This window comes from Maricaulis sp. MIT060901 (assembly GCF_047123815.1).
Classification (GTDB): Bacteria; Pseudomonadota; Alphaproteobacteria; order Caulobacterales; family Maricaulaceae; genus Maricaulis.
This window is the reverse complement of record NZ_CP138920.1, coordinates 940425-959371: the sequence shown is the minus strand read 5'-3', so window position 1 is coordinate 959371 and position 18947 is coordinate 940425. Positions and strand designations below refer to the sequence as shown.

Sequence of the window (18947 nt, the reverse complement as noted above, 5' to 3'; positions counted from 1 at the left end):
TCCACCTCCCCGGTGGAGAGGATGGGCACCCCACGCATATCCAAAATCCACAGATTGCGCCCGACCGGTTCCACCTGCTAAAGGTTAACACAAGCAACCCTTGGGGGAGGGTATGGGGGAGTATCTATCGCGGTTGGCGAGTTTCGCTGTTGATGTCTTCCGATTTCTGGATAGCGCCGTTCGCGCGACTCTGAATTCAGATGGGCAGGCGGCCATTGGTGTTGTGGTCATCGCTTTAGTGGCATTGATCGCAGTGTGGATCCTGCACAAATTATATCGCTGGTTCAGGCCTTTGGCGAAGGCGAGTTTGCCTCTGACGGTTGTAGAGAAGAGTAACGCCAAGGATGACACTGCGATCGTTCACGGCACCCTAGTGTCTTTCAAGAACAAAGATCCGGTCCGGATCCAAGTGAGTGAGGGCCCGTTCGCCCGCAAGGCCAAGGTGACGATCTTGCTGCGTTACGGAAACCAGGTCGACAAAAACGAGTTACTGGTCGACCAAGATACGTTCGCAAAGCTCTTCCCTGATCATGAAGGGGATGATCGACGGCAAACGGCAAATATAAACCTGAAGGCGGACAACGGGCTTTGGGATCACCCGAATTTTGAGGTGCGAATTGGCGCTCGAATGACGGTTGTGTTTTTCGTACTCTCGATTATCGCCTCGGTCGCCATCGAGGTCATGTTCCAATAGGTTTCTCACACTCTCAATTCTCTGCCTGACCTGATCGATTGAGTACCATCTCGCGACTGGGTGGGTGATAGACGTCCGGATAGGCGTCCGCGTCCTCGCGTCCGATCTCTGCCGGATCGTAGACGATGCCATGGACGCGTGCTTCGTATTGCTCCGGGCTTTCTGCCCGGGCGAGGACCCGGTTGAAAGATGCGGTCGATATTCTTGTCCTCGCCATTGTAATACTCCGTCAGAACGCGGTCCGCGAGCATAAGGGTCCAGTTGGGTGGGTAGAGCTGCCAGGCGGTGAACGCGGTGATCGGGTCCCGGCGTTTCATGCCCTGCATCAGATAGAGCCTTTGAAGGCGGACCCGTTTGAGCGCCATGGGCAATTTCTCGAACGACAGCGTCTCCAGCGCTTCCTCGGCCCCCATGTCGGGCGGTAGCACCGGATCTGCCAGCGGATAGTCGTCATCCTCGGGATCCGCGCCCAGTCCTTCCGGCGCCTGTTCGGCAATACGCATCAGCCGCTGTGCCAGCCGGGCGGCGCGTTCCGCCTCGGCCAGATTATTCGCAGCCAGGGCATTGGCGGTCATCTGCATGGCCTGGCGTGCAGAGGCGACGGCATCGCGCGAGGGTGGATCACCAGTCGGCAACCCAGCGGGTGGTGCAGTCGGAGATGTGTCCGTGCCGGAAGGCGGGTCGGTTACAGATGGCAGGGGCGCAGTGCCGGGCGGCTGGGCCATGTCATTGGGCTGTGTCGGGCCGGTCGGCGTGTCCGTCAGCGGTCCGCCGCCATTGCGCGCATGCGGCATGTCCTCGGCCCGCCAGCGATGCTCCCGCGCCCAGCGATAGAGCGTCGCAATCGACACCCCCGTCGCCTCGACCACGGACTGCATGTCCTCACCCCGCTTGCGCATCTCGATCGCAATCGCCTCAAGCCGCGCCCGCTCTTCCGCTGAATGTTTCAAACCAGGCATGCGGGGAGTTTATGCGCGGTGGTGGGGTGGGGGATAAGTTTGGGGCGCTGGTAGGTCGCGTGGGTTTACCGCGTAGGCACCGGTGCAGCTTCATAGACTAGCTGGCAGGCAGAAATCGAGAGAGCCGCTTTTTTATGATTTCGCAATCCGCGCTTCGGTCGCGCGTTAGCCGTCGCCGACGCGTGTGAGCGAACTCGCCGACATCAAGAATCAGACAGGTGATGCCGTGCATGGGCAGAACCTTTTGGCGGCGCTGGTCATAGATTTTTCGCTGTTCGCCGCGGCTTACTCCACTGATCGTCTGACGGCGGTCGAAGATGGGCACCGCCTCCGTGTGTTGGCGTTCATGGTATTCGATAACAAGTTCCAGCTGCTGATAATACGCGTCGACCGGCAGTCTCGTGCGCCTGCCGGACTTTCCCGGATCGCCCAACAAAAAATCAAACCGGTGCTGTCTTGACGCTGTATGACCCAAGATCTCGTCGCATAGATCGATGATGTAGTTTTCGTCGTTGTTGGTGTTCGGCATCGGTTCTCTTCCGAGCGGTACAGCGTTGCATATGCTGATGAGGCGCGTATTGCCATAAATAGCATATTTTCATTCATCGCCGCAAAGTTGCGTCACTCAATTTAAGCGATTACATCTTTTCGAAGCTAGCTAAACTCGGGGCGATGAGATGGAAGATATCGAAGCGTTTGGTGCGCGAGGTGAGCGCGCGAGGTTGTTTCCTGTTCTGGCTGATAGTTCCAAGGAGGGGCGGACGCTCTCTATCGTCCTGGCGACCCTGGCTCAGGTGCCTGAATTCAGCGGCAGCATTCTAAGTGCAATCGGTCGACGGTCTGGAACGCGCACCAAGGTTGAAGCGTTCACCGAAGTGACTTTCCCCAAGCGCAAGGGCGACAACCTTCGTCCGGATGGCTTGATCGTCGTGAGCACGGGACGCTCAAAGTGGTCCGCGTTTGTCGAAGCCAAGGTGGGGTCCGCACCGCTCAAACAGGACCAGATCGAGGCCTATCTACGGCTGGCCAAAGACGTCGGTGTTGATGCCGTCCTGACCTTTTCAAATGAGTTCGCGCCTTTGCCGGAACACCACCCGGTTCAAGTCGATCGACGTCTAACCCGCAGTGTCGACCTTCTCCATTTTTCCTGGTTCTCCATTTTGACGACGATCAATCTGCTCGCGATCAATGACGAGATCGCAGACGAGGACCATGTCTTCTTGTTGCGAGAGCTGGAACGCTTCCTTCTTCATCCGAGTGCCGGCTTGAAGCGTTTCGACAATATGGGTGCGGAATGGACCGCGCTGCTGGACCACCTTCGTACCGGCGGAACGATTTCCAAGAACTCACCGGAAGCGCTTGCCGTTGTTTCCAACTGGCATAGCGAGTTGCGGGACCTGTGCCTGCTGCTTTCCCGCAAGACCGGGGCGACCGCCGAACTCAAACTTTCGCCCAAACATCGTTCTGATCCGCGGGAGCGTATCCAGCAGGACATCAAACATCTGGCAGACAAGTGTCACCTGACGGGAACGATCCTGGTGCCGGATGCCGCTGCGCCGATTGATGTCGAAGCCGATCTGAATACCCGAACCATCCGCGTGTCCATGAAAGTCGATGCGCCCCAGGACAAGGCCCAGCAGCGGTCACGCCTGAACTGGCTGACGCGACAGCTGAAAGATGTCGATGGCGCTGATGTGCATATCAAGACCAATTGGCCTGGCCGGGTGGCTCAGACGAGTTCGACGCTGGCCGAGGCGCGAGACGACGATACCGTGCATGTGCATCCGGATCGGTCCGTGGTGCCGACTTCTTTTGTGGTCATGAAAATGGTGGCTGAGGGGCGGCGCTTTGCCGGACGCAAGACATTCGTTGAGGCGTTGGAGGACCTGGTGGTGAATGACTTCTATGGGAGTGTCGCCCAGTGTCTCACTGCCTGGCGGGCGCCAGCACCGAAACTCAGGGCAGCGGTTGATGAGGGTGAGTCTGACTTTGTTGATGCCGAGGGGTGACGCGCTTGTCGGAAGCCCTAACGCGGTGGTCGCATCCTTTGTGATCTCTCGCTCTTGTGTCTCCGAGCGGGTCGCTAAGCATGCTTTTGTTGAAATGATCATCCAGATCAAGACCATTCGGTGTACGTCATGAAGTCACGATTTAGTTTGATGAATGCTGGGCTTTATCCTGAGACCCTGCCTCCTTGCTTCGTTTCCAGAGACTCTAAGCGCGCATTTTATGGATTAGTCGGGGAGCTCGAAGGCAAGAAGTTCCACAATAGAAAAACTGCCTACGTGCGATACAATGGTACGAAGCATGATGGCAGTCGTAGGTATTTCGGCACTCCGAATATAATCTCCTATTTTTATGTGTCTTCATTCGTATGGAGGCGCTGGAAACAATTTCAGAAAGTTTTCTCCGATCCGAGTTTCGCAATTAGTGCTCCTCGAATTCTGGACGAAAGTGCCGAGCGGGCGGTCAAGGTCCCATCGTTGTCGGAGCTGTCGAGACGCACTTCTGAACAACTTCGATACGCTCCTTACGTATTAAAAGCGGACATCGCGCAGTGTTTTCCAAGCATTTACACGCACTCGATCGCTTGGGCAGCTCACGGAATCGAAGCGTCCAAGGCTGATACCGCAGAATCATCGAAAACAAACGTATTCAACGAATTAGACTTTCATGTGCGTAATTGCCAGCGCGGAAATACCCGAGGAGTCTTAGTCGGTCCGGATGCGTTTCGCCTGATAGCCGAGTTCGTGCTGGCGAAAGTCGATGATGGGCTCAAAAAAACGGTTGGGGAGAAGATAATTGGCGCCGTTAGACACGTAGATGACTACTACATTGGGCTAAGGTCTGAACACGACGCGCTCTCAGTTCTTTCTCAACTCCGCGAAGTGCTTGCGAATTACGAGCTCAATCTCAACGATCAAAAAACCAAAATATCGTCCAGTTTAGAGCCGATCAACGACCTCTGGGCACAACGACTGAGGAACAGTCTGCAACCTTTGAAATCTGCGCTCCACGGTGCGCAGGTTTCGGATCATCAGATGGTGGAAAGGGCGATAGCTGAGGCGGTTACCAGCGCTCAAGAGCTAAATTCTGATAGCCCGATCAAAATCCTTCTGCGGGAGTTGGACGACGCAGAAGTATATTCTTCGGGCGACTGGCAGTTCGTCGAAGAAAATCTAATGCGGATTGTTCAGAAGCACCCTCATGTTATTGATTATGCTTGCCTGCTAGTAGCCAAAAGAAAAGCGCTTGGCTTCAGAATTGATGAAGAAGGGTGGACGGCCGTTGCTGAAATCGTGATCGCCAGCAGCATCAGTCTGAATCATCACCATGAGATCCTTTGGATGAGCTGGTTGCTCATAGCCTGTGGAATTCCAATCTCGACGGCACTCTGTGAAGGCCTTTCTAGGTCGCCGAACGGACATATCCGTGCGCTGCTAGCGCAGGCCTATGTCGACGGAATAATAAATAGAAAACCAAAGCTTCAACTCGGGCAGAAGCTCGCGACAGATGATGAGCGCTGGCTGCCAAACTTGGTCGCGAAATCGCAAGGGTTTTCCAAGGCGCCTTTTTCGGGCGCGCTAACGAGCGAATTTGATCATCTTGCCCAGAGGAATATTAGACTGATCGATTTTGGTGCCCACCTGGAGAAAGTGAGCGGAGAAGACGTTCGCGCCATTAGCAAAACTAGATATGGCTATGATGACGATGAAATTGACGATGACGAATTGGATGCTTCGCACGCGATGGACGATGAGTGGGGTGGAGTTTTTTAGAAAAGTTGCGTTGCCTTGAGCAGAGCGCTCGCATCCTACTCCCCGTCAGCTTCTGGATCTCCCTCTTTCGCAAAATGCTTCGGAGGGCGAGCATCCTACTCCCCCGTCAGCGCCTTAATCTCATCCCGCAACCTGGCGGCCTCCTCAAACTCCAGATCCGCCGCAGCTTCCCGCATGCGTTTCTCCAGGTCCGCCACCACAGCTGCCAGGTTTTCACCCACCAGCTCTGCCTGGCCGCCATCGGACACACCCTCCGGACGACCCGTGGCGCGCTTCCCGCGTCCCTTCGCAGCCACGTTCCGGCCCTTGGCCTGGCTTTCCATAACCTCTTCAAGAATATCGCTGATCCCACGCGTGATCGTTTTCGGCGTGATGCCGTGTTCCTCATTATAGGCGATCTGTTTGGTGCGGCGGCGGCTGGTTTCGTCCATGGCGCGTTGCATGGAGCCGGTGATGGTGTCGGCGTAGAGGATGACCTTGCTGTCCGCGTTGCGGGCGGCGCGGCCGATGGTCTGCACCAGTGAGGTTTCGGAACGCAGGAAACCTTCCTTGTCGGCGTCGAGAATGGCGACGAGGCCGCATTCGGGGATGTCGAGACCCTCGCGAAGGAGGTTGATGCCGATCAGTACGTCATAGGCGCCCAGGCGCAGGTCGCGGATCAGCTCGATGCGTTCCACCGTGTCGACATCGGAGTGCATGTAGCGGACTTTCAGCCCCTGCTCATGCATGTATTCGGTGAGGTCCTCGGCCATGCGCTTGGTCAGCGTGGTGATCAGGGTGCGATAGCCCTGTTCGGTGGTCTTGCGGACCTCGTCGATGACGTCATCGACCTGGCTGGCGCCGTCCTTGGCGACCGGGCGGACTTCCACCGGCGGGTCGATGAGGCCGGTCGGGCGGATGACCTGTTCGGTGAACACGCCGCCGGTCTGGTTGAGCTCCCACGGGCCGGGCGTGGCCGAGACCTCGACGGTCTGCGGGCGCATGGCCTCCCACTCCTCGAATTTGAGCGGGCGATTGTCCAGGCAGGAGGGCAGGCGGAAGCCGTGATCGGCCAGGGTTTTCTTGCGGTTATAGTCGCCGCGATACATCGCCCCGAGCTGGGGAATGGAGACATGGCTCTCATCGGCGAAGACGAGGGCGTTTTCCGGCAGGTATTCGAACATGGTGGGCGGTGGCTCGCCCGGCTTGCGGCCGGTGAGATAGCGCGAATAATTCTCGATGCCGGCGCAGGAGCCGGTGGCCTCGAGCATTTCCAGGTCGAACTCGGTGCGCTGTTGCAGGCGCTGGGCCTCGAGCAGCTGGCCTTCCTTTTCCATCCAGGCGAGGCGTTCCTTCAGCTCGGCCTTGATCTGGACGATGGCCTGGTTGAGCGTCGGGCGCGGCGTGACGTAGTGGGAATTGGCGTAGAAACGCACGCTTTTCAGCTGGGTGTGGGTCTTGCCGGTGAGCGGGTCGAACTCGGTGATGTCCTCGACCTCGTCGCCGAAGAAATTGATGCGCCAGGCGCGGTCGTCATAGTGGGCGGGGAAGACTTCCAGATTATCGCCCTTGAGACGGAAGGTGCCGCGGATGAAGGCGGCGTCATTGCGCGTGTATTGCAGGTCGACGAGCTGGCGCATGACGGCGCGCGGGTCCACCGTGTCGCCCGGCTTCACGTCGAACGTCATCGCCGTATAGGTCTCCACCGAGCCGATGCCGTAGATGCAGGAGACCGAGGCGACGATGATCACATCATCACGCTCGAGGATGGAGCGGGTGGCGGCGTGGCGCATCCGGTCGATGGCCTCGTTGATGCTGGATTCCTTCTCGATATAGGTATCAGTCCGCGGCACATAGGCCTCGGGCATATAGTAGTCATAGTACGAAACGAAATATTCGACAGCATTGTTCGGGAAGAAGGATTTGAACTCGCCATACAGCTGGGCGGCGAGGGTCTTGTTGGGGGCGAGGATGAGGGCCGGGCGCTGCACGGCCTCGATGATCTTGGCCATGGTGAAGGTCTTGCCGGTGCCGGTGGCGCCCAGGAGGACCTGGTCACGCTCGCCATCCTTGAGGCCTTCCACGAGTTCCTTGATGGCGGCGGGCTGGTCGCCCATCGGCTCGAACTCGGAGACACACTGGAAACGCAGGCCGCCTTCGGCCTTTTCCGGGCGTTCCGGACGATGCGGGCTCCAGGTGTCCGGCGTCTCGGTCGGCAGCGTGTCGAGCACGAAGTCTTCCGGCGCGGTCAGGGTGTCATCAACGGTAAGCTTGGCCATGTCACGAGATATACGCACGCGCGCCGGGAGCGGCTAGGGGGCTGCTGCCAAGGCTGTGTCAGGAGAGCGCGGTTGGAGAGTTGTATCGGCCGAGGCTCATAATCGATGAGCCGACAGTAGGCCGGTGTTAATTCGCCCGCTTAACCATGTGGGAGCGTATCTGGAGATTGCCCGCATGCCCGCCCCCCTGGAAGGTCTGAGTGTCCTGCTGATCGATGATAGTCGCGCCGTACGGAGTGTGATCAAGACCTTGTTGCACGGGCTTGGCGTGGCGGATGTATTCGACAGCGGTGATGGCGAAGAAGCCGTGGTCCTTGCCAATACCTGCCGTCCAGATGTGGCGTTGATCGACTATGATCTCGGGCACGCTTCGGGGCTGGATGTGGTGCGCGGATTGCGGGACCACAGCCTGACGCACGCGCCCGATCTGCCGGTATTGCTGCTTGCACCCGTGGATTTGCCCTATCTGGTGGATGGCGCGGCGGAGGCCGGGGCCAATGCGATCCTGCCCAAGCCCATCAACGCCTCTAAGTTGGGCGCCAGCCTGGAAACCGTGATTAACGCCAGACGCGTTAGCGAGGTTCGTGCAATTCTAGCGTTTCATTAAGCGATTGTTCAATGCCCTTTGGTAAACAGGCCGGGTAGCAAACGCCTGTGAGCAAAGCCATGCCGACGCAAATGCTTCAAGGATTGAACATTTTGGTGGTTGAGGATGTCGATTCAATCCGCAGCCTGATCGTCCGTCTTGTCGAGGGACTGGGCGCCGACAATGTCTGTTCTGCCATGGATGTCGACACCGCATTGACGGCCTTGAAGTCCCAGGTGTTTGACGCGGTTCTGCTGGATTACGAGCTGGGTGGTCGTGATGGGATCGAGATCCTTACAGCCATTCGTAATAACCGTGCGCACCCCAATCACAAGACTCCTGTCGTCCTGCTGACCGGCCATGCGGAGAGCCATGTGGTCAAGGAAGCCGTAATGGCGGGCGCCAACGGCTATCTGGTCAAACCGGTCATGCCTGAAGTGCTCGGCCAGCGTTTGCGCAAGGTCATCGCAGCACATGAAGAGACGCTGGGGGGTAACCCGGCGACCGAAGTCGTCTGGCGTCGTACGATCTAACCCGGAAGACCTGACCGGGGCATGTCTTCAATTGAATTCCATTGTTGCGGCCGGATAAGCCCGTCCGTGTTGAAACCGCGTGCACGCAGTTCAGCGAGTCTGGCCTCGATGAAGGCATCACCCGGTTGCGGATCACGGGTCAGGATCCAGAGATAGCGACCTTTCGGCTCAGACACGACAGCCCAGGAATAATCCTCCGCCAGGTCGATGATCCAGTAATCACCGAAAAACGGGCCGAAAAAACTGACTTCCAGTTCCGCATTGCTGTTCGTGTTGACGATACGCGCCCGGCCTTCCGCCAGGTCGAATTCACCTTCAAGACCGTTTTTCCAGCAGCGATTGATGACGCGGATATCGCCGTCTTCGCGCCGTTCGTAATAGGCGGTGACACCATCACAATCGCGCTCGAACCCATGGTCGGCCCGTACGACCTCGAACCACAGGCCGAGATAGCGGTCCGCATCAACGGCAGGGACGGTCTCCAGCGGGGTGCCGGCCGCCAGCCGCGCCGTCGGGGGGGGTGTACAGCCTGCCAGGCTGAGGGCGACAAGGATAAGGCCGAGGGTTCGCAGCATTTCAGGTCTCCGTTTGGTCACTGAGATTGCGCAAACTGGCACGGGATCAAGTCCTACTGGCTGAGAAGGGCGCGGCTCTGGTCATCGGCGGGAAAAAAGAGTTCCAGCCGCAGATCACTGATCGTCACGTCAAAGGCCGAGCTGACTTCCATTACGGTCGAGAACAGGGTCAGTTCCACGCCTTCACCCAGCCCGTAACGTACGGTCAGGCAGGGCGTGTTGGGGACGTGATGGGGCGCGCCCGGTTCGATCAGCGCTGCCAGGCGTTCGGCAAATTCGTCCAGCACGGGATCTCCCCCTGCATGCCGGGACTCGGCCTGCAGCCGGGTTAGCATGGCCGGAGCCATCTCGTCCCAGTTGAGGATGGGCGCGCGCGCCGCCGGATCGGACAGCATGATGTCGATCAGATTGGTCTCGGCGCCCGGTTCGCGGCCCTGCAGGAACAGCGCTCCCGTTGCATTGGCATCAAGCACGTTGAAATGCTTGTCCAGCAAGAGGGCCGGGAAGGGGGCGTGCGCATCCATCAGGCGGGTGAGACTGGTCCGAAGCGGCGCGAGCTCGGCACTCTCCCAGCCGGAAGCGCGAAAGGCCGGGCTGAAACCGGCGCTGCCCAGAAAGCTGTTGCGGATCTCCAGCGGCAATTCCAGCCCTTCCGCGAGACGGTGGATCATGTCGCGGCTGGGCGCGGACCGGCCGGTTTCCAGAAAGCTGATATGGCGGGCCGAGACCTCGGCCTCCAGGGCCAGCGAGAGCTGGCTCATGCGGCGGCGCTGGCGCCAGTCCTTGAGGAGTTTGCCGAAGGTTGAATTGGTGGCGAGCGCCGTGCTGGTCTGGGTCATGACGCCAGTAGAGCGCAGGAGGTGAGGGAGATCCATTACCTCGCGGGTAATTGATGCCGTGATGCGGAGCGGGCTTCTATCCGGCCATCGTGATGGAGAGCAATATGCAAGCGAAACAACTCACCCTGCCGGCCTTGACGCTGATCATTTCCGGTCTTCTGACTGCGCTGGCCGTGCTGCCGCCGCTGCGGCCTGTCCTTGTAACGTTTGGCGATCTGGCCTTCTGGCCGCTGGATGGGTCACCAGGGGCGCTGGACAGTGTTCACCTGCTGGTTGCTGCCGTGGCCGGTGGCCTGATGACGGGCTGGGGTGTGTTCATGCTGGCCCTGTCAAAGGACTGCGACCTGTCCAAGGCCCTGCTTCTGGGCGCGCTGACCTGGTTTGTCGTTGATTCAACCGGTTCCGCGATCGCGGGCGCGCCGATGAATGGCGTCTTCAATCTGGGTTTCCTGGCCCTGATGTTGTGGCCCGTCCTGGCCAGCCGCAAGGCGCAGCCGGCGTAAACGACACCCGCGCCTCCCGGCCTGTGTCGGGAGGCGTTGGTCCGTGGCGGGAGAGATCAGGCGTCGTCGTAGACGTCCGCCTCGATCACTGCGTCCAGCCCGATCTCGATATAATCACCCATCAGCGGCGCACCGAGCAGATAGTCTGCTGTCGGCGTTGTCCGTCGCTCGCGAGCGGCATTGACGACACGCGGAAAGTCCCGGCCCTCAAAATCGCCCCGACCGATCCAGTACAGCGCCACGAGTTCGGCCTGGGCCTCCTCGTCAAGTCCATCAATCCAGGCTTCGATTTCATCGCGCCCTTCATCGGTCTGGCCTGTCTGCAGGGTTTCCACCGCATCGGTTTCTGCGGTGTCCTGATCGCGTTCGAGATCGTCGATCTGTTCCTTGCCGTCATATCCGCGAGCCCGGACAATCAGGTCCCGCACGGCTTTCTCCGCAATATTCATGGCTTCGCCTTCCGTTTACACGCGTCAAACTCAGGCACGATTGGAATACTAACACGATTTCGATGCGCTGTGACCCGCCGCCGCGCGACGGCGCGTCGCAGGGGAAAATGCGTCGGCGAGACTGAGACGTGACAAACGCCCCTCAACACCGTCACCCCGATGAAGATCAGGGCCCAGTTCGAAGGGCGCAGATGTTTGAGGTGATGGTGCTTTCTGGAGCCAGAACGAGCCTTGTGAACTGGGTCCCGGCCTTCGCCGGGATGACGTTGGAGGGGGTGGACAAGCGTGGACCAATTCAACCAAGCGTCTTCACCCGGACGTGCCGGGGAATTGCGCGGGGGAGCATCAAGCTTCACCCCCTGCGCAGCCAATCTCCTATGGTCAAGACTTGGTTAAGACCGCTGGGGCAGTATTCGGGGAAGCGTTCTGATTCTTTCATCGCGTCAGCGGGATCCATGTCTGGAAGTTTTGACCGAATTCGAGTTCTGATCGTCGAGGACAATGCGCACATGTCCACGATCCTGCGGACTATTCTTCAGGGTTTTGGTGTACGCACGATCGTCGAGGTGCGTGACGCGGCCGACGCTTTCGAGACAATGCGGGATGTGAACCCGGATTTTGCCCTGGTCGATTATATGCTGGGCGATCTTAACGGGCTGGAGTTCACCCGCCTGGTCCGAACGGCTTCGGACAGTGCCAACAAGTATCTGCCGATCATTATGGTCACGGGTCACACGGACAAGTCCAAGGTGCTCGAGGCGATCAATGCCGGCGTCAATGAATACCTGGCCAAGCCGGTGCGTCCGGTCGACCTGTTTCACCGCATCTCGGCCCTGATCGAGCGTCCGCGTCGGTTTGTGAAAGCCACGACCTATTTCGGCCCCGATCGCCGTCGCCGTCAGGACCCGCGTTACAATGGCCCCTGGCGCCGTTCCACCGACGAAGAGCACGCCGAAGCGAGCTAGGCGGGCTCGATGCGTCGATAGGCGTCGAACGCAATCACCACAGTCCTGGCATCCACGGCCTTTCGCTTGCGGATAATCGCCGCGAAATCCGCATTGTTGATCAGAAGTTCCGTGCCGATCTGCGTCAGCTCGTGTCGCTGGATCAGCGCACTGTCGCATGCGAGCGGCAATCCGCAACCGGACTGGCAGGCGATGGCATCTGCTTCGCCGAGCATGCCATGCAGGGCTTCGGCTGTTTTCCTGTCGAGGATGAGTGTGCGCCCGTAATCGTCAAACCGGACCAGGGCTAAATCAAAACGAATTCCACGCGCTGAAGTCATTGCCTTCTCCATTGCACGCAGAAAGTGTACCCCTTTTGTTCCGCAGCCACAAGTGCTATCGCGCCGCCGCGAGCGCTCCGGCGATCTCCGCATCCGTGGTGCACCAGCTGGTGACCAGGCGCGCGGAGCCATCGGGCCATTGATAGAATTGCACGCCGGCCGTCCGCATCTTTTCCGCCGTCGCCGTGGGCAGGGTGGCGAATACCTCATTGCCGTCGACATCATGCAGGATCTCTACGCCCTCGACCCCGGCCAGGCCAACGGCGAGCCGGCGGGCCTGGCGATTGGCGCTAGCGGCCAGATCAAGCCAGAGATCATCCGCCAGCCAGGCCTCGAACTGGGCAGCGAGATAGCGCATTTTCGGCGCCATGTGCCCGCCGCGCTTCTGGCGCATTTGCAGCTCTTCAAACCGGTCCATCACGGACGGGAAGAGAATGATCGCCTCCGATCCCATGGCCGCATTCTTGGTCGCACCGAAACACAGCGCGTCGACACCGGCCTTCCAGGTCAGCTCCGCCGGCGAGCAGCGGAGCGAAACGAGGGCGTTGGTAAAACGCGCGCCGTCCATGTGAACGAAGGCCGGGCGTTCCTTGAGCCGCCCCGCGCGTTCCGTCACCTCGGAGACGGTGTATGCGGTTCCGCTCTCCGTCAGGTTGGAGAGGGAGAGGGTGCGGACCGGGCTGGTATGGACAAAGCCTTCCGGGATCTCGCCAAGGGCGCGATCCAGCTCGTCCAGCGAGATCTTGGCATGCGCCCCGCGCAGCGGGATCAGTTTGGCGCCGCCGGTATAGAATTCCGGAGCCCCGCGTTCATCCCGGTGGATATGCGCCTCGTCATGGCAGAGGATCGCAGCGTGGCCGGGGCACAGCGTCGCCAGGGTCAGCGCATTGGCTGCGGTGCCAGACACGGTGAACAACACTTTGAGGTCCGTCTCGAAAATTTCCCGTAGCCGTGTTTCCACACGGGCGCTGGTCTCATCCGCGCCATAACTCATGGCAAAGCCGGCATTGGCCGCGGTCAGGGCTTCAAGCAGTTTCGGGTGGGCGGGGGCAGTGGTGTCCGAAAGGAAATTCATGCGTCCTTTGGACCGTGAACCACTCGTGTGGTCAATCCCCAAAGGCGGGGTCCGGCACCTGTGCCGGCAGGCTGTCGCGCATGGAATCCGCCGAGCTGGTGTGCTGGGAATGTTGATTGCTCATCGCTGGCTGGCCCGTGAGGTCGCGCGTGAGCCGGGAATTGAAGAGTGCGTGAATTTCGGCGGGGGACAGGTCGAGCCCCATGGCGGCGCGGATCCGGGCGAGTTCTTCTTCGGAGCCGAACCGGGCGAACTGAAACGTGTTTTCATCGGGGCGGTCAGGACAGGCCCCGGCTTCGCGATTGGCCTGCGAAGTGGATGAACAGAACACGTTGCGGACAAACATCTGGGTTGAGCCGGGACCGGCGGGCAGGGCGAGCGGCGCGCCGTTGAAACTTTGCAGTCCTGTACCGGCGCTGGCCGCGGCGGCGGGTTCGTCCTCATCATCTTCGGCAAGGGCTGGTTCGGCCGGCGCGGCGATCAGGACCGGAGCATCAGGCTCGCTGGCGTCGCGGGGCTCCGGTTCAGCCTGTTGTTCGATCGGGATGTCCGGTTCGGCGACATCCGTGGTGATTTCCTCTGCAGGCACCTCCGGCGGTGCTTCGGGCAGGGTCAGAAGTGTTATTTCGAAGGGCGGACGGTCCGGGGCCGGGAAGTCCTGGCGCGGCAGGGCAAAGATCAGGGCAAACAGCAGGAGATTGGCCAGCAGCGCCGTCGCAGCCGCGATGATGCGGCGCGGAACAGGCTCTACCAGGGGCGGTGACAACACCTCGCCCATACTTCCTCCCAATCGGCCCCCGCCGGTGGATAGGGGTAACGCGATCAGAAGTAGAGCACCAGACAGAAAACCACCCTGCCGGGGATGGCAGGGTGGTCGGGTCTGCGGGGAGGGGGCAGAGGTGTCAGGCCGCGTTGAGCGCGGCGATGCTTTCATTGGCGGCCGCGAGTTTTTCCTCGGCAGCGAAATTCAGCTGTCCGGCCTCGATCACCGTCACGTCGGTGATGCCGATAAAGCCCATCACGTGGCGCATGTATCCGGTTGCGAAATCCATCTCGCTGTCTACCGGAACACCGCCGGAGGTAACCACCAGATAGGCTTTCTTGCCTTCCAGCAGGCCAACCGGACCATTTTCGGTATAGCGGAAGGTCTCGCGGGCGCGGGCGATCATGTCGATCCAGGTCTTCAGTGCACCGGGGATCGAAAAATTGTAGAGCGGCACACCGATCACCAGCGTATCGGCGGCGCGGACCTCAGCGATCAGGGCATCGGAGGCCGCCAGGGCTTGCGCTTGAGCGTCCGTGCGTTCGGCGGGGTCGGTGAAGTTGGCGCCAATCCAGCTCTCGTCGATGAAGGCCGGCGGATTGGCGAGCAGGTCGCGTGTGATGACGTGCGTCTCGCCCTCGGAAATCCTTTCGATAACCTTGTCGGCGAGTTCGCGGCTGACAGAGCCTTCGCGGCGCATGCTGGCATCAATGCGCAGGATGGTTTTGGCGGTAACGGACATGGTTCTACTCCGGTCGGTGCGCATCAGGCGTGGTGTTGTGAGGCCATAGATGGCTCATTTTCCGGTGGAGATAATCCGCTCTGCATGAAACTCATTCATTCCAAATTAGCAACAATCAGGATTTGATAGCCAAAATTCGCAGGCAAGTTTTGACCTCGCCTCCAAATTGTCCCAATGCGTGGCAATCAAAGAGGCTCGCGAGCGACGAGGGGACTCAATGCCGGTACTGCACGACGACCAGGTGGAAGCGGAAACACCGCAGGTCAAATTCACGGGCCCGTGGCGCTATATCATCTGGATGGCCCTGTTCACGGCCGCCGTTCTGGCGATCGCCGTGTCATTGCTGGAGCCGCTTACCGAGGCCTTCCGCGCCAATATGGCCATCAATGGCCTGATCCTCGCCGTGCTGGTGATCGGTGTCCTGTACACGTTTGCCCAGGCGCTGGGCATTGGCCCCGCCGCGCGCTGGCTGGTGCGTTTCCGCTCATCCGAACACCCTGGCAGCCTGCCGCCACCGCCCGCCATGATCGCGCCGATGGCCTCGATGATCGGTTCGGCCGATGGACGGGTTCGCATTTCCGCCGGTTCGGTCCGCACCGTACTGGACTCGGTTGGCGCGCGCATGTCGGAAGCCGGTGCCTTTACCCGCTATTTCGGCCGCCTGCTGATCTTCCTCGGCCTGCTGGGTACGTTCTGGGGTTTGCTGGAAGTGGTCCAGGATGTTGGCGATGCCGTCGCCACGGTCTCGGCCAATACCACAGGCGATGTCGACGCAGCGGCGCTGATCGGTGCCATCCAGGGGCCGATCCAGGGCATGGGCACGGCCTTTGCCTCCTCGCTCTTTGGTCTGGCGGGATCGCTGATCATCGGCTTTCTGGACCTCCAGGCCAGCCGCGCCCAGAACCGTTTCTACAACGAGATCGAGGAATGGCTGTCCTCCATGTCGCGTGTCGCGGCCGCAGGTCCGGCCTCGGCGGGCGAGGGCGAGATGTCCTCGGCCTATGTTGGTGCACTGCTGGAACAGACCGCAGAGACGCTCGATCGTCTGGCCCACACCATGGAACGCCATACCCGCCAGATGGACACCACGCTGCAGCGTTTCGCCGAGGATGCCCGTGTCGGCCAGGAAGAAACCGCCCGCGCGATCCGCGACGAGATCCGGGTTCTCATCCGCGCGCTCGATGCGCGTGACCGGGGGGGCGAATAAGCCATGTCCGCTCCGCGTTTCGGACGCTTCCAGGAGGCCGATAACGGCGATCACTGGCCGGGATTTGTCGATGCGCTGGCAACCTTGTTGCTGGTCATCGTCTTCCTCCTGGCCGTGTTTGTCGTCAGCCAGGTCTCGCTGAGCCAGGCCCTGACCGGGCGTGACGAACAGCTCGCTGCGCTCAATGCGCAGCTGGCCGTGCTGGCCGACGAACTGGCCCTGGCGCGTGACGAGAATGCCGATCTCAACCTGCGCATCACCGGACTGGAAACCGAGATTGCCGGCCTTGAGGACGAGCGCGATGCCCTGACCGGTGCGCTGGGCCTCGCCCAGACTCAGAGCCAGATCCTGCAGGACGAGCTGGATGCGGAACGTGAGCTGTCGGAAGAAAGCATGCGTGCGCTGGCGCTTCTGAACCAGCAGATCTCCGTCCTGCGTGACCAGATCGCGACCCTCAATGCGGCGCTGGATGCTGCAGAGCAACGTGCCGAGGATGCCGAGGCCCAGGTGATCAATCTGGGTGAACGGCTCAATGCGGCCCTGGCGGAACGCGCGGCCGAACTGGCGGTCTATCGCTCCGACTTCTTTGGTCGTCTGCGCGCCATTCTGGGCAATCGCACCGGTGTGCGCATTGTCGGCGATCGCTTTGTCTTCGAGACCGATGTCCTGTTCGCCTCAGGCTCGGCCGCGCTGTCGACCGAGGGCCGGGAAAGCCTGCGTCCGATCGCCGATGCCATCCTGCAGCTGACCGATGAAATCCCGGACGATCTGGAATGGGTGATCCGCATTGACGGCCACACCGACCCGGTCCCGATCCGCACGACCTATCAATCCAACTGGCACCTCTCGGCTGCTCGCGCCATCTCGGTGGTCAACTGGATGGAAGATCTCGGCGTCCCGTCTGAACGCCTGGTCGCGGCCGGTTTCGGCGAACACCATCCGCTGGTGGAAGGCCGCTCTGCCGCCGCCAACGCCCAGAACCGCCGGATCGAGCTGAAGCTGACGTCTCGGTAGGGGTGGGTGATCTCTGGCAACGGTCCGAATGGGACGTGAAGATAGGGGACATGATTGATGTTCGGGCTTCTAACTTTGGCAATGGCACTTCAAGTCCAAAGTCCCGAGATGCGGGATTACGTGTCCACGCTTTCAATCATGGTGAAACACGCTGCTTGCGCTGGCTTCGCTGGCTATGCGCCGATGGAAGGGGCGTTTGGAGCTCACGTTGAAAGAGTCGGGCCTCTTTCAAGGGAGCTTTCGGCTCTTGCCGAACAGCTGGAAGGTAGTCCAGGGTTGAACATCTCACCGGGGCTGGACCTTTCTTATGAGGCACAATCCGGCTTTTTTGTGGGCGCAGCACATGGGCACGCGCAGTGGCTCGTGCAGAATGAGTTTCAATCCCTCCGAGAAGAAAGCCTTGAGCTTGAATTTGATGAAATCGATCCGGAGACAGATCTTCGTTTTGACCAAGCTGGTCCGGAGATAGCTCTTCGGTTTTACAATGAGGCCGGGTGTAGCGACGTGTTGAGTGGGAACGCTCAATGATCAGATTGTCTGGGTCACTCATCCTTTCCCTTGATGGGAAAGGTGGCCGCGAAGCGGGCGGATAGGGTGCGGCCCGACAGGGCCCCACTTTCAGTCGCGCTTTCGGCGAACACCACCCGCTGGTGGAAGGCCGCAGCGCGGCCGCGAATGCACAGAACCGCCGGATTGAGTTGAAGCTGACGTCTCGGTAGGTGTTGGCGCTTAGAGCCGAGGTTTAAAATGACGACGCTATGCGGCCGGATAGTCGAATTGCGGTGCAGCAAGTGCGAGGCTGAGTTGTGGAAAGTTTCACTATCGGCCGAGCGCGATGACATGACCCTGGGGTATGAAACAGTGTGCTCCACGCTTCAGCCCACCGTGGTTCTCTCAAGGCTGTCCGGTGAGGAGCTTAACGGCATTCTGGATGGAGATTATGAAGCGCTTCTTGATCGGCTCCACACCGAAACAGGCTTGCCTGGTCTGGCTTATGCCCGTGCCCGGGGCGCGAACTCCTATAATCTTCTCCGGTGGCGAAATTCCCTGAGCCGAGAAGAGAGACGGACGCGCAGCGATCCGGAGGTCCTCTATGAGTGCCCGTTATGCACCGGATACATGCTCAAACAGCCAGGCGCCACTTTCGAGGATTTCAGGTCCAGGGGCGGTCGGGTAATCACGACAGGAAACTTGGTGTTTGAAGAAATAGCCTAGGATGGCTGGTGAGCGTCGCCCGCTGTCCTCGGACTGTTCAATTTCTCTTTCCTTTCCCTTGATGGGAAAGGTGCCCGCGAAGCGGGTGGATAGGGTGCGGCCCGAAAGGGCCTTATTAGAGTCGCGCCTTCGGCGCGCACCCACTCCGTCTCCACCTACGCTAAAGCTTCGGCGGATCCACCTCGCCCATCAAGGGCGAGGATGGAGCTGCCCCGCCGCCCCTACTTTTCCGTCACCACCCGGACAAGCCGTGGGATGACGCATGTGAGAGAGATCGAAGTATCACTCCTTGTCATCCCCGCCTCCTGCCTTCGCAGGGGTAAACTTCTGCCCCGCCGAAAGCGGGGCGCAGAGCGGGGATCCACACGCTCGCGCCATGGGTCCCGGATCTGCGCCCGGCTCAAGGCTGGGCTTCCGTCCGGGATGACAAGTGGTTGGTGTGGCATGCCGCGTTGGCTGCGCATCCAGAGC

General features: G+C 60.0%; 20 protein-coding genes. 10 read left to right on the top strand and 10 right to left on the bottom strand.

What is annotated here, in order from left to right; translation table 11 throughout:
• The first annotated feature begins 112 nt into the window (after positions 1–112).
• On the top strand, positions 113–694 hold the full coding sequence (locus SIC17_RS04950; protein WP_412546555.1) for a hypothetical protein: 582 nt from the start codon (positions 113–115) through the stop codon (positions 692–694).
• Positions 695–699: 5 nt separating this feature from the next.
• Here the strand turns inward: SIC17_RS04950 and SIC17_RS04945 are convergent, their stop codons facing one another.
• Both SIC17_RS04945 and SIC17_RS04940 read right to left on the bottom strand, forming a co-directional pair.
• Complete coding sequence (locus tag SIC17_RS04945; protein WP_412546554.1) at positions 700–1653, bottom strand: hypothetical protein; 954 nt, start codon at positions 1651–1653, stop codon at positions 700–702.
• Between the two features lie 97 nt (positions 1654–1750).
• Positions 1751–2182: a hypothetical protein gene (locus SIC17_RS04940; RefSeq protein WP_291894595.1), complete on the bottom strand. Its 432-nt coding sequence runs from the start codon at positions 2180–2182 to the stop codon at positions 1751–1753.
• Positions 2183–2330: 148 nt separating this feature from the next.
• Here SIC17_RS04940 and SIC17_RS04935 point away from each other — a divergent pair, with 148 nt between their 5' ends.
• Together SIC17_RS04935 and SIC17_RS04930 are read left to right on the top strand one after the other, a co-directional pair.
• Positions 2331–3662, top strand: coding sequence for a hypothetical protein (locus tag SIC17_RS04935; protein WP_412546553.1), 1332 nt, complete (start codon positions 2331–2333; stop codon positions 3660–3662).
• 129 nt (positions 3663–3791) lie between these two features.
• The gene (locus SIC17_RS04930; protein ID WP_412546552.1) at positions 3792–5432 is read left to right on the top strand and encodes an RNA-directed DNA polymerase; all 1641 of its coding nucleotides are present in this window, start codon (positions 3792–3794) and stop codon (positions 5430–5432) included.
• 95 nt (positions 5433–5527) lie between these two features.
• Here SIC17_RS04930 and uvrB read toward each other — a convergent pair whose 3' ends face one another.
• The gene (gene uvrB / locus SIC17_RS04925; RefSeq protein ID WP_412546950.1) at positions 5528–7690 is read right to left on the bottom strand and encodes an excinuclease ABC subunit UvrB; all 2163 of its coding nucleotides are present in this window, start codon (positions 7688–7690) and stop codon (positions 5528–5530) included.
• Positions 7691–7865: 175 nt separating this feature from the next.
• Here uvrB and SIC17_RS04920 point away from each other — a divergent pair, with 175 nt between their 5' ends.
• Positions 7866–8297, top strand: a complete 432-nt coding sequence (locus SIC17_RS04920; protein WP_412546551.1) for a response regulator — start codon at positions 7866–7868, stop codon at positions 8295–8297.
• Positions 8298–8356: 59 nt separating this feature from the next.
• Entirely contained in the window at positions 8357–8809 is a 453-nt protein-coding gene (locus SIC17_RS04915) for a response regulator (protein ID WP_412546550.1), read from the top strand.
• Here SIC17_RS04915 and SIC17_RS04910 read toward each other — a convergent pair.
• Positions 8806–9384, bottom strand: a complete 579-nt coding sequence (locus tag SIC17_RS04910) for a lipocalin family protein (protein ID WP_412546549.1) — start codon at positions 9382–9384, stop codon at positions 8806–8808. The genes SIC17_RS04915 and SIC17_RS04910 overlap by 4 nt on opposite strands.
• 53 nt (positions 9385–9437) lie before the next feature.
• Positions 9438–10223, bottom strand: a complete 786-nt coding sequence (locus SIC17_RS04905) for a helix-turn-helix domain-containing protein (RefSeq protein ID WP_412546548.1) — start codon at positions 10221–10223, stop codon at positions 9438–9440.
• A 104-nt stretch (positions 10224–10327) separates the two neighbouring features.
• Here SIC17_RS04905 and SIC17_RS04900 point away from each other — a divergent pair, with 104 nt between their 5' ends.
• Entirely contained in the window at positions 10328–10726 is a 399-nt protein-coding gene (locus SIC17_RS04900; protein ID WP_412546547.1) for an excinuclease ABC subunit A, read from the top strand.
• 56 nt (positions 10727–10782) lie between these two features.
• Here the strand turns inward: SIC17_RS04900 and SIC17_RS04895 are convergent, their stop codons facing one another.
• Positions 10783–11175, bottom strand: a complete 393-nt coding sequence (locus SIC17_RS04895) for a DUF3775 domain-containing protein (RefSeq protein ID WP_412546546.1) — start codon at positions 11173–11175, stop codon at positions 10783–10785.
• A 455-nt stretch (positions 11176–11630) separates the two neighbouring features.
• On the opposite strand from SIC17_RS04895, the gene SIC17_RS04890 reads away from it, so the two are divergent.
• The gene (locus tag SIC17_RS04890; protein WP_291894572.1) at positions 11631–12140 is read left to right on the top strand and encodes a response regulator; all 510 of its coding nucleotides are present in this window, start codon (positions 11631–11633) and stop codon (positions 12138–12140) included.
• Here the strand turns inward: SIC17_RS04890 and SIC17_RS04885 are convergent.
• From SIC17_RS04885 to SIC17_RS04870, 4 genes are all read right to left on the bottom strand, one after another.
• Complete coding sequence (locus tag SIC17_RS04885; protein WP_291894569.1) at positions 12137–12460, bottom strand: hypothetical protein; 324 nt, start codon at positions 12458–12460, stop codon at positions 12137–12139. The two genes, SIC17_RS04890 and SIC17_RS04885, sit on opposite strands and share 4 nt — an antisense overlap.
• 55 nt (positions 12461–12515) lie before the next feature.
• Positions 12516–13535, bottom strand: a complete 1020-nt coding sequence (locus SIC17_RS04880) for a threonine aldolase family protein (RefSeq protein WP_412546545.1) — start codon at positions 13533–13535, stop codon at positions 12516–12518.
• A 31-nt stretch (positions 13536–13566) separates the two neighbouring features.
• Positions 13567–14313: a hypothetical protein gene (locus SIC17_RS04875; RefSeq protein WP_412546544.1), complete on the bottom strand. Its 747-nt coding sequence runs from the start codon at positions 14311–14313 to the stop codon at positions 13567–13569.
• Positions 14314–14437: 124 nt separating this feature from the next.
• A complete protein-coding gene (locus SIC17_RS04870; protein ID WP_291894561.1) occupies positions 14438–15040 on the bottom strand; it encodes an FMN-dependent NADH-azoreductase in 603 nt (200 codons plus the stop codon).
• Between the two features lie 217 nt (positions 15041–15257).
• Here SIC17_RS04870 and SIC17_RS04865 point away from each other — a divergent pair, with 217 nt between their 5' ends.
• Genes SIC17_RS04865 through SIC17_RS04855 form a run of 3 tightly spaced genes read left to right on the top strand, consistent with a single transcriptional unit; the run spans position 15258 to position 17789 of the window.
• On the top strand, positions 15258–16247 hold the full coding sequence (locus SIC17_RS04865) for a hypothetical protein (protein WP_291902522.1): 990 nt from the start codon (positions 15258–15260) through the stop codon (positions 16245–16247).
• A gap of 3 nt (positions 16248–16250) precedes the next feature.
• A complete protein-coding gene (locus SIC17_RS04860) occupies positions 16251–17261 on the top strand; it encodes a peptidoglycan -binding protein (protein ID WP_291894555.1) in 1011 nt (336 codons plus the stop codon).
• 57 nt (positions 17262–17318) lie between these two features.
• Positions 17319–17789 (top strand): hypothetical protein, encoded by a 471-nt coding sequence (locus SIC17_RS04855; RefSeq protein ID WP_412546543.1) that lies wholly within the window; start codon positions 17319–17321, stop codon positions 17787–17789.
• Positions 17790–18947: the final 1158 nt, after the last annotated feature.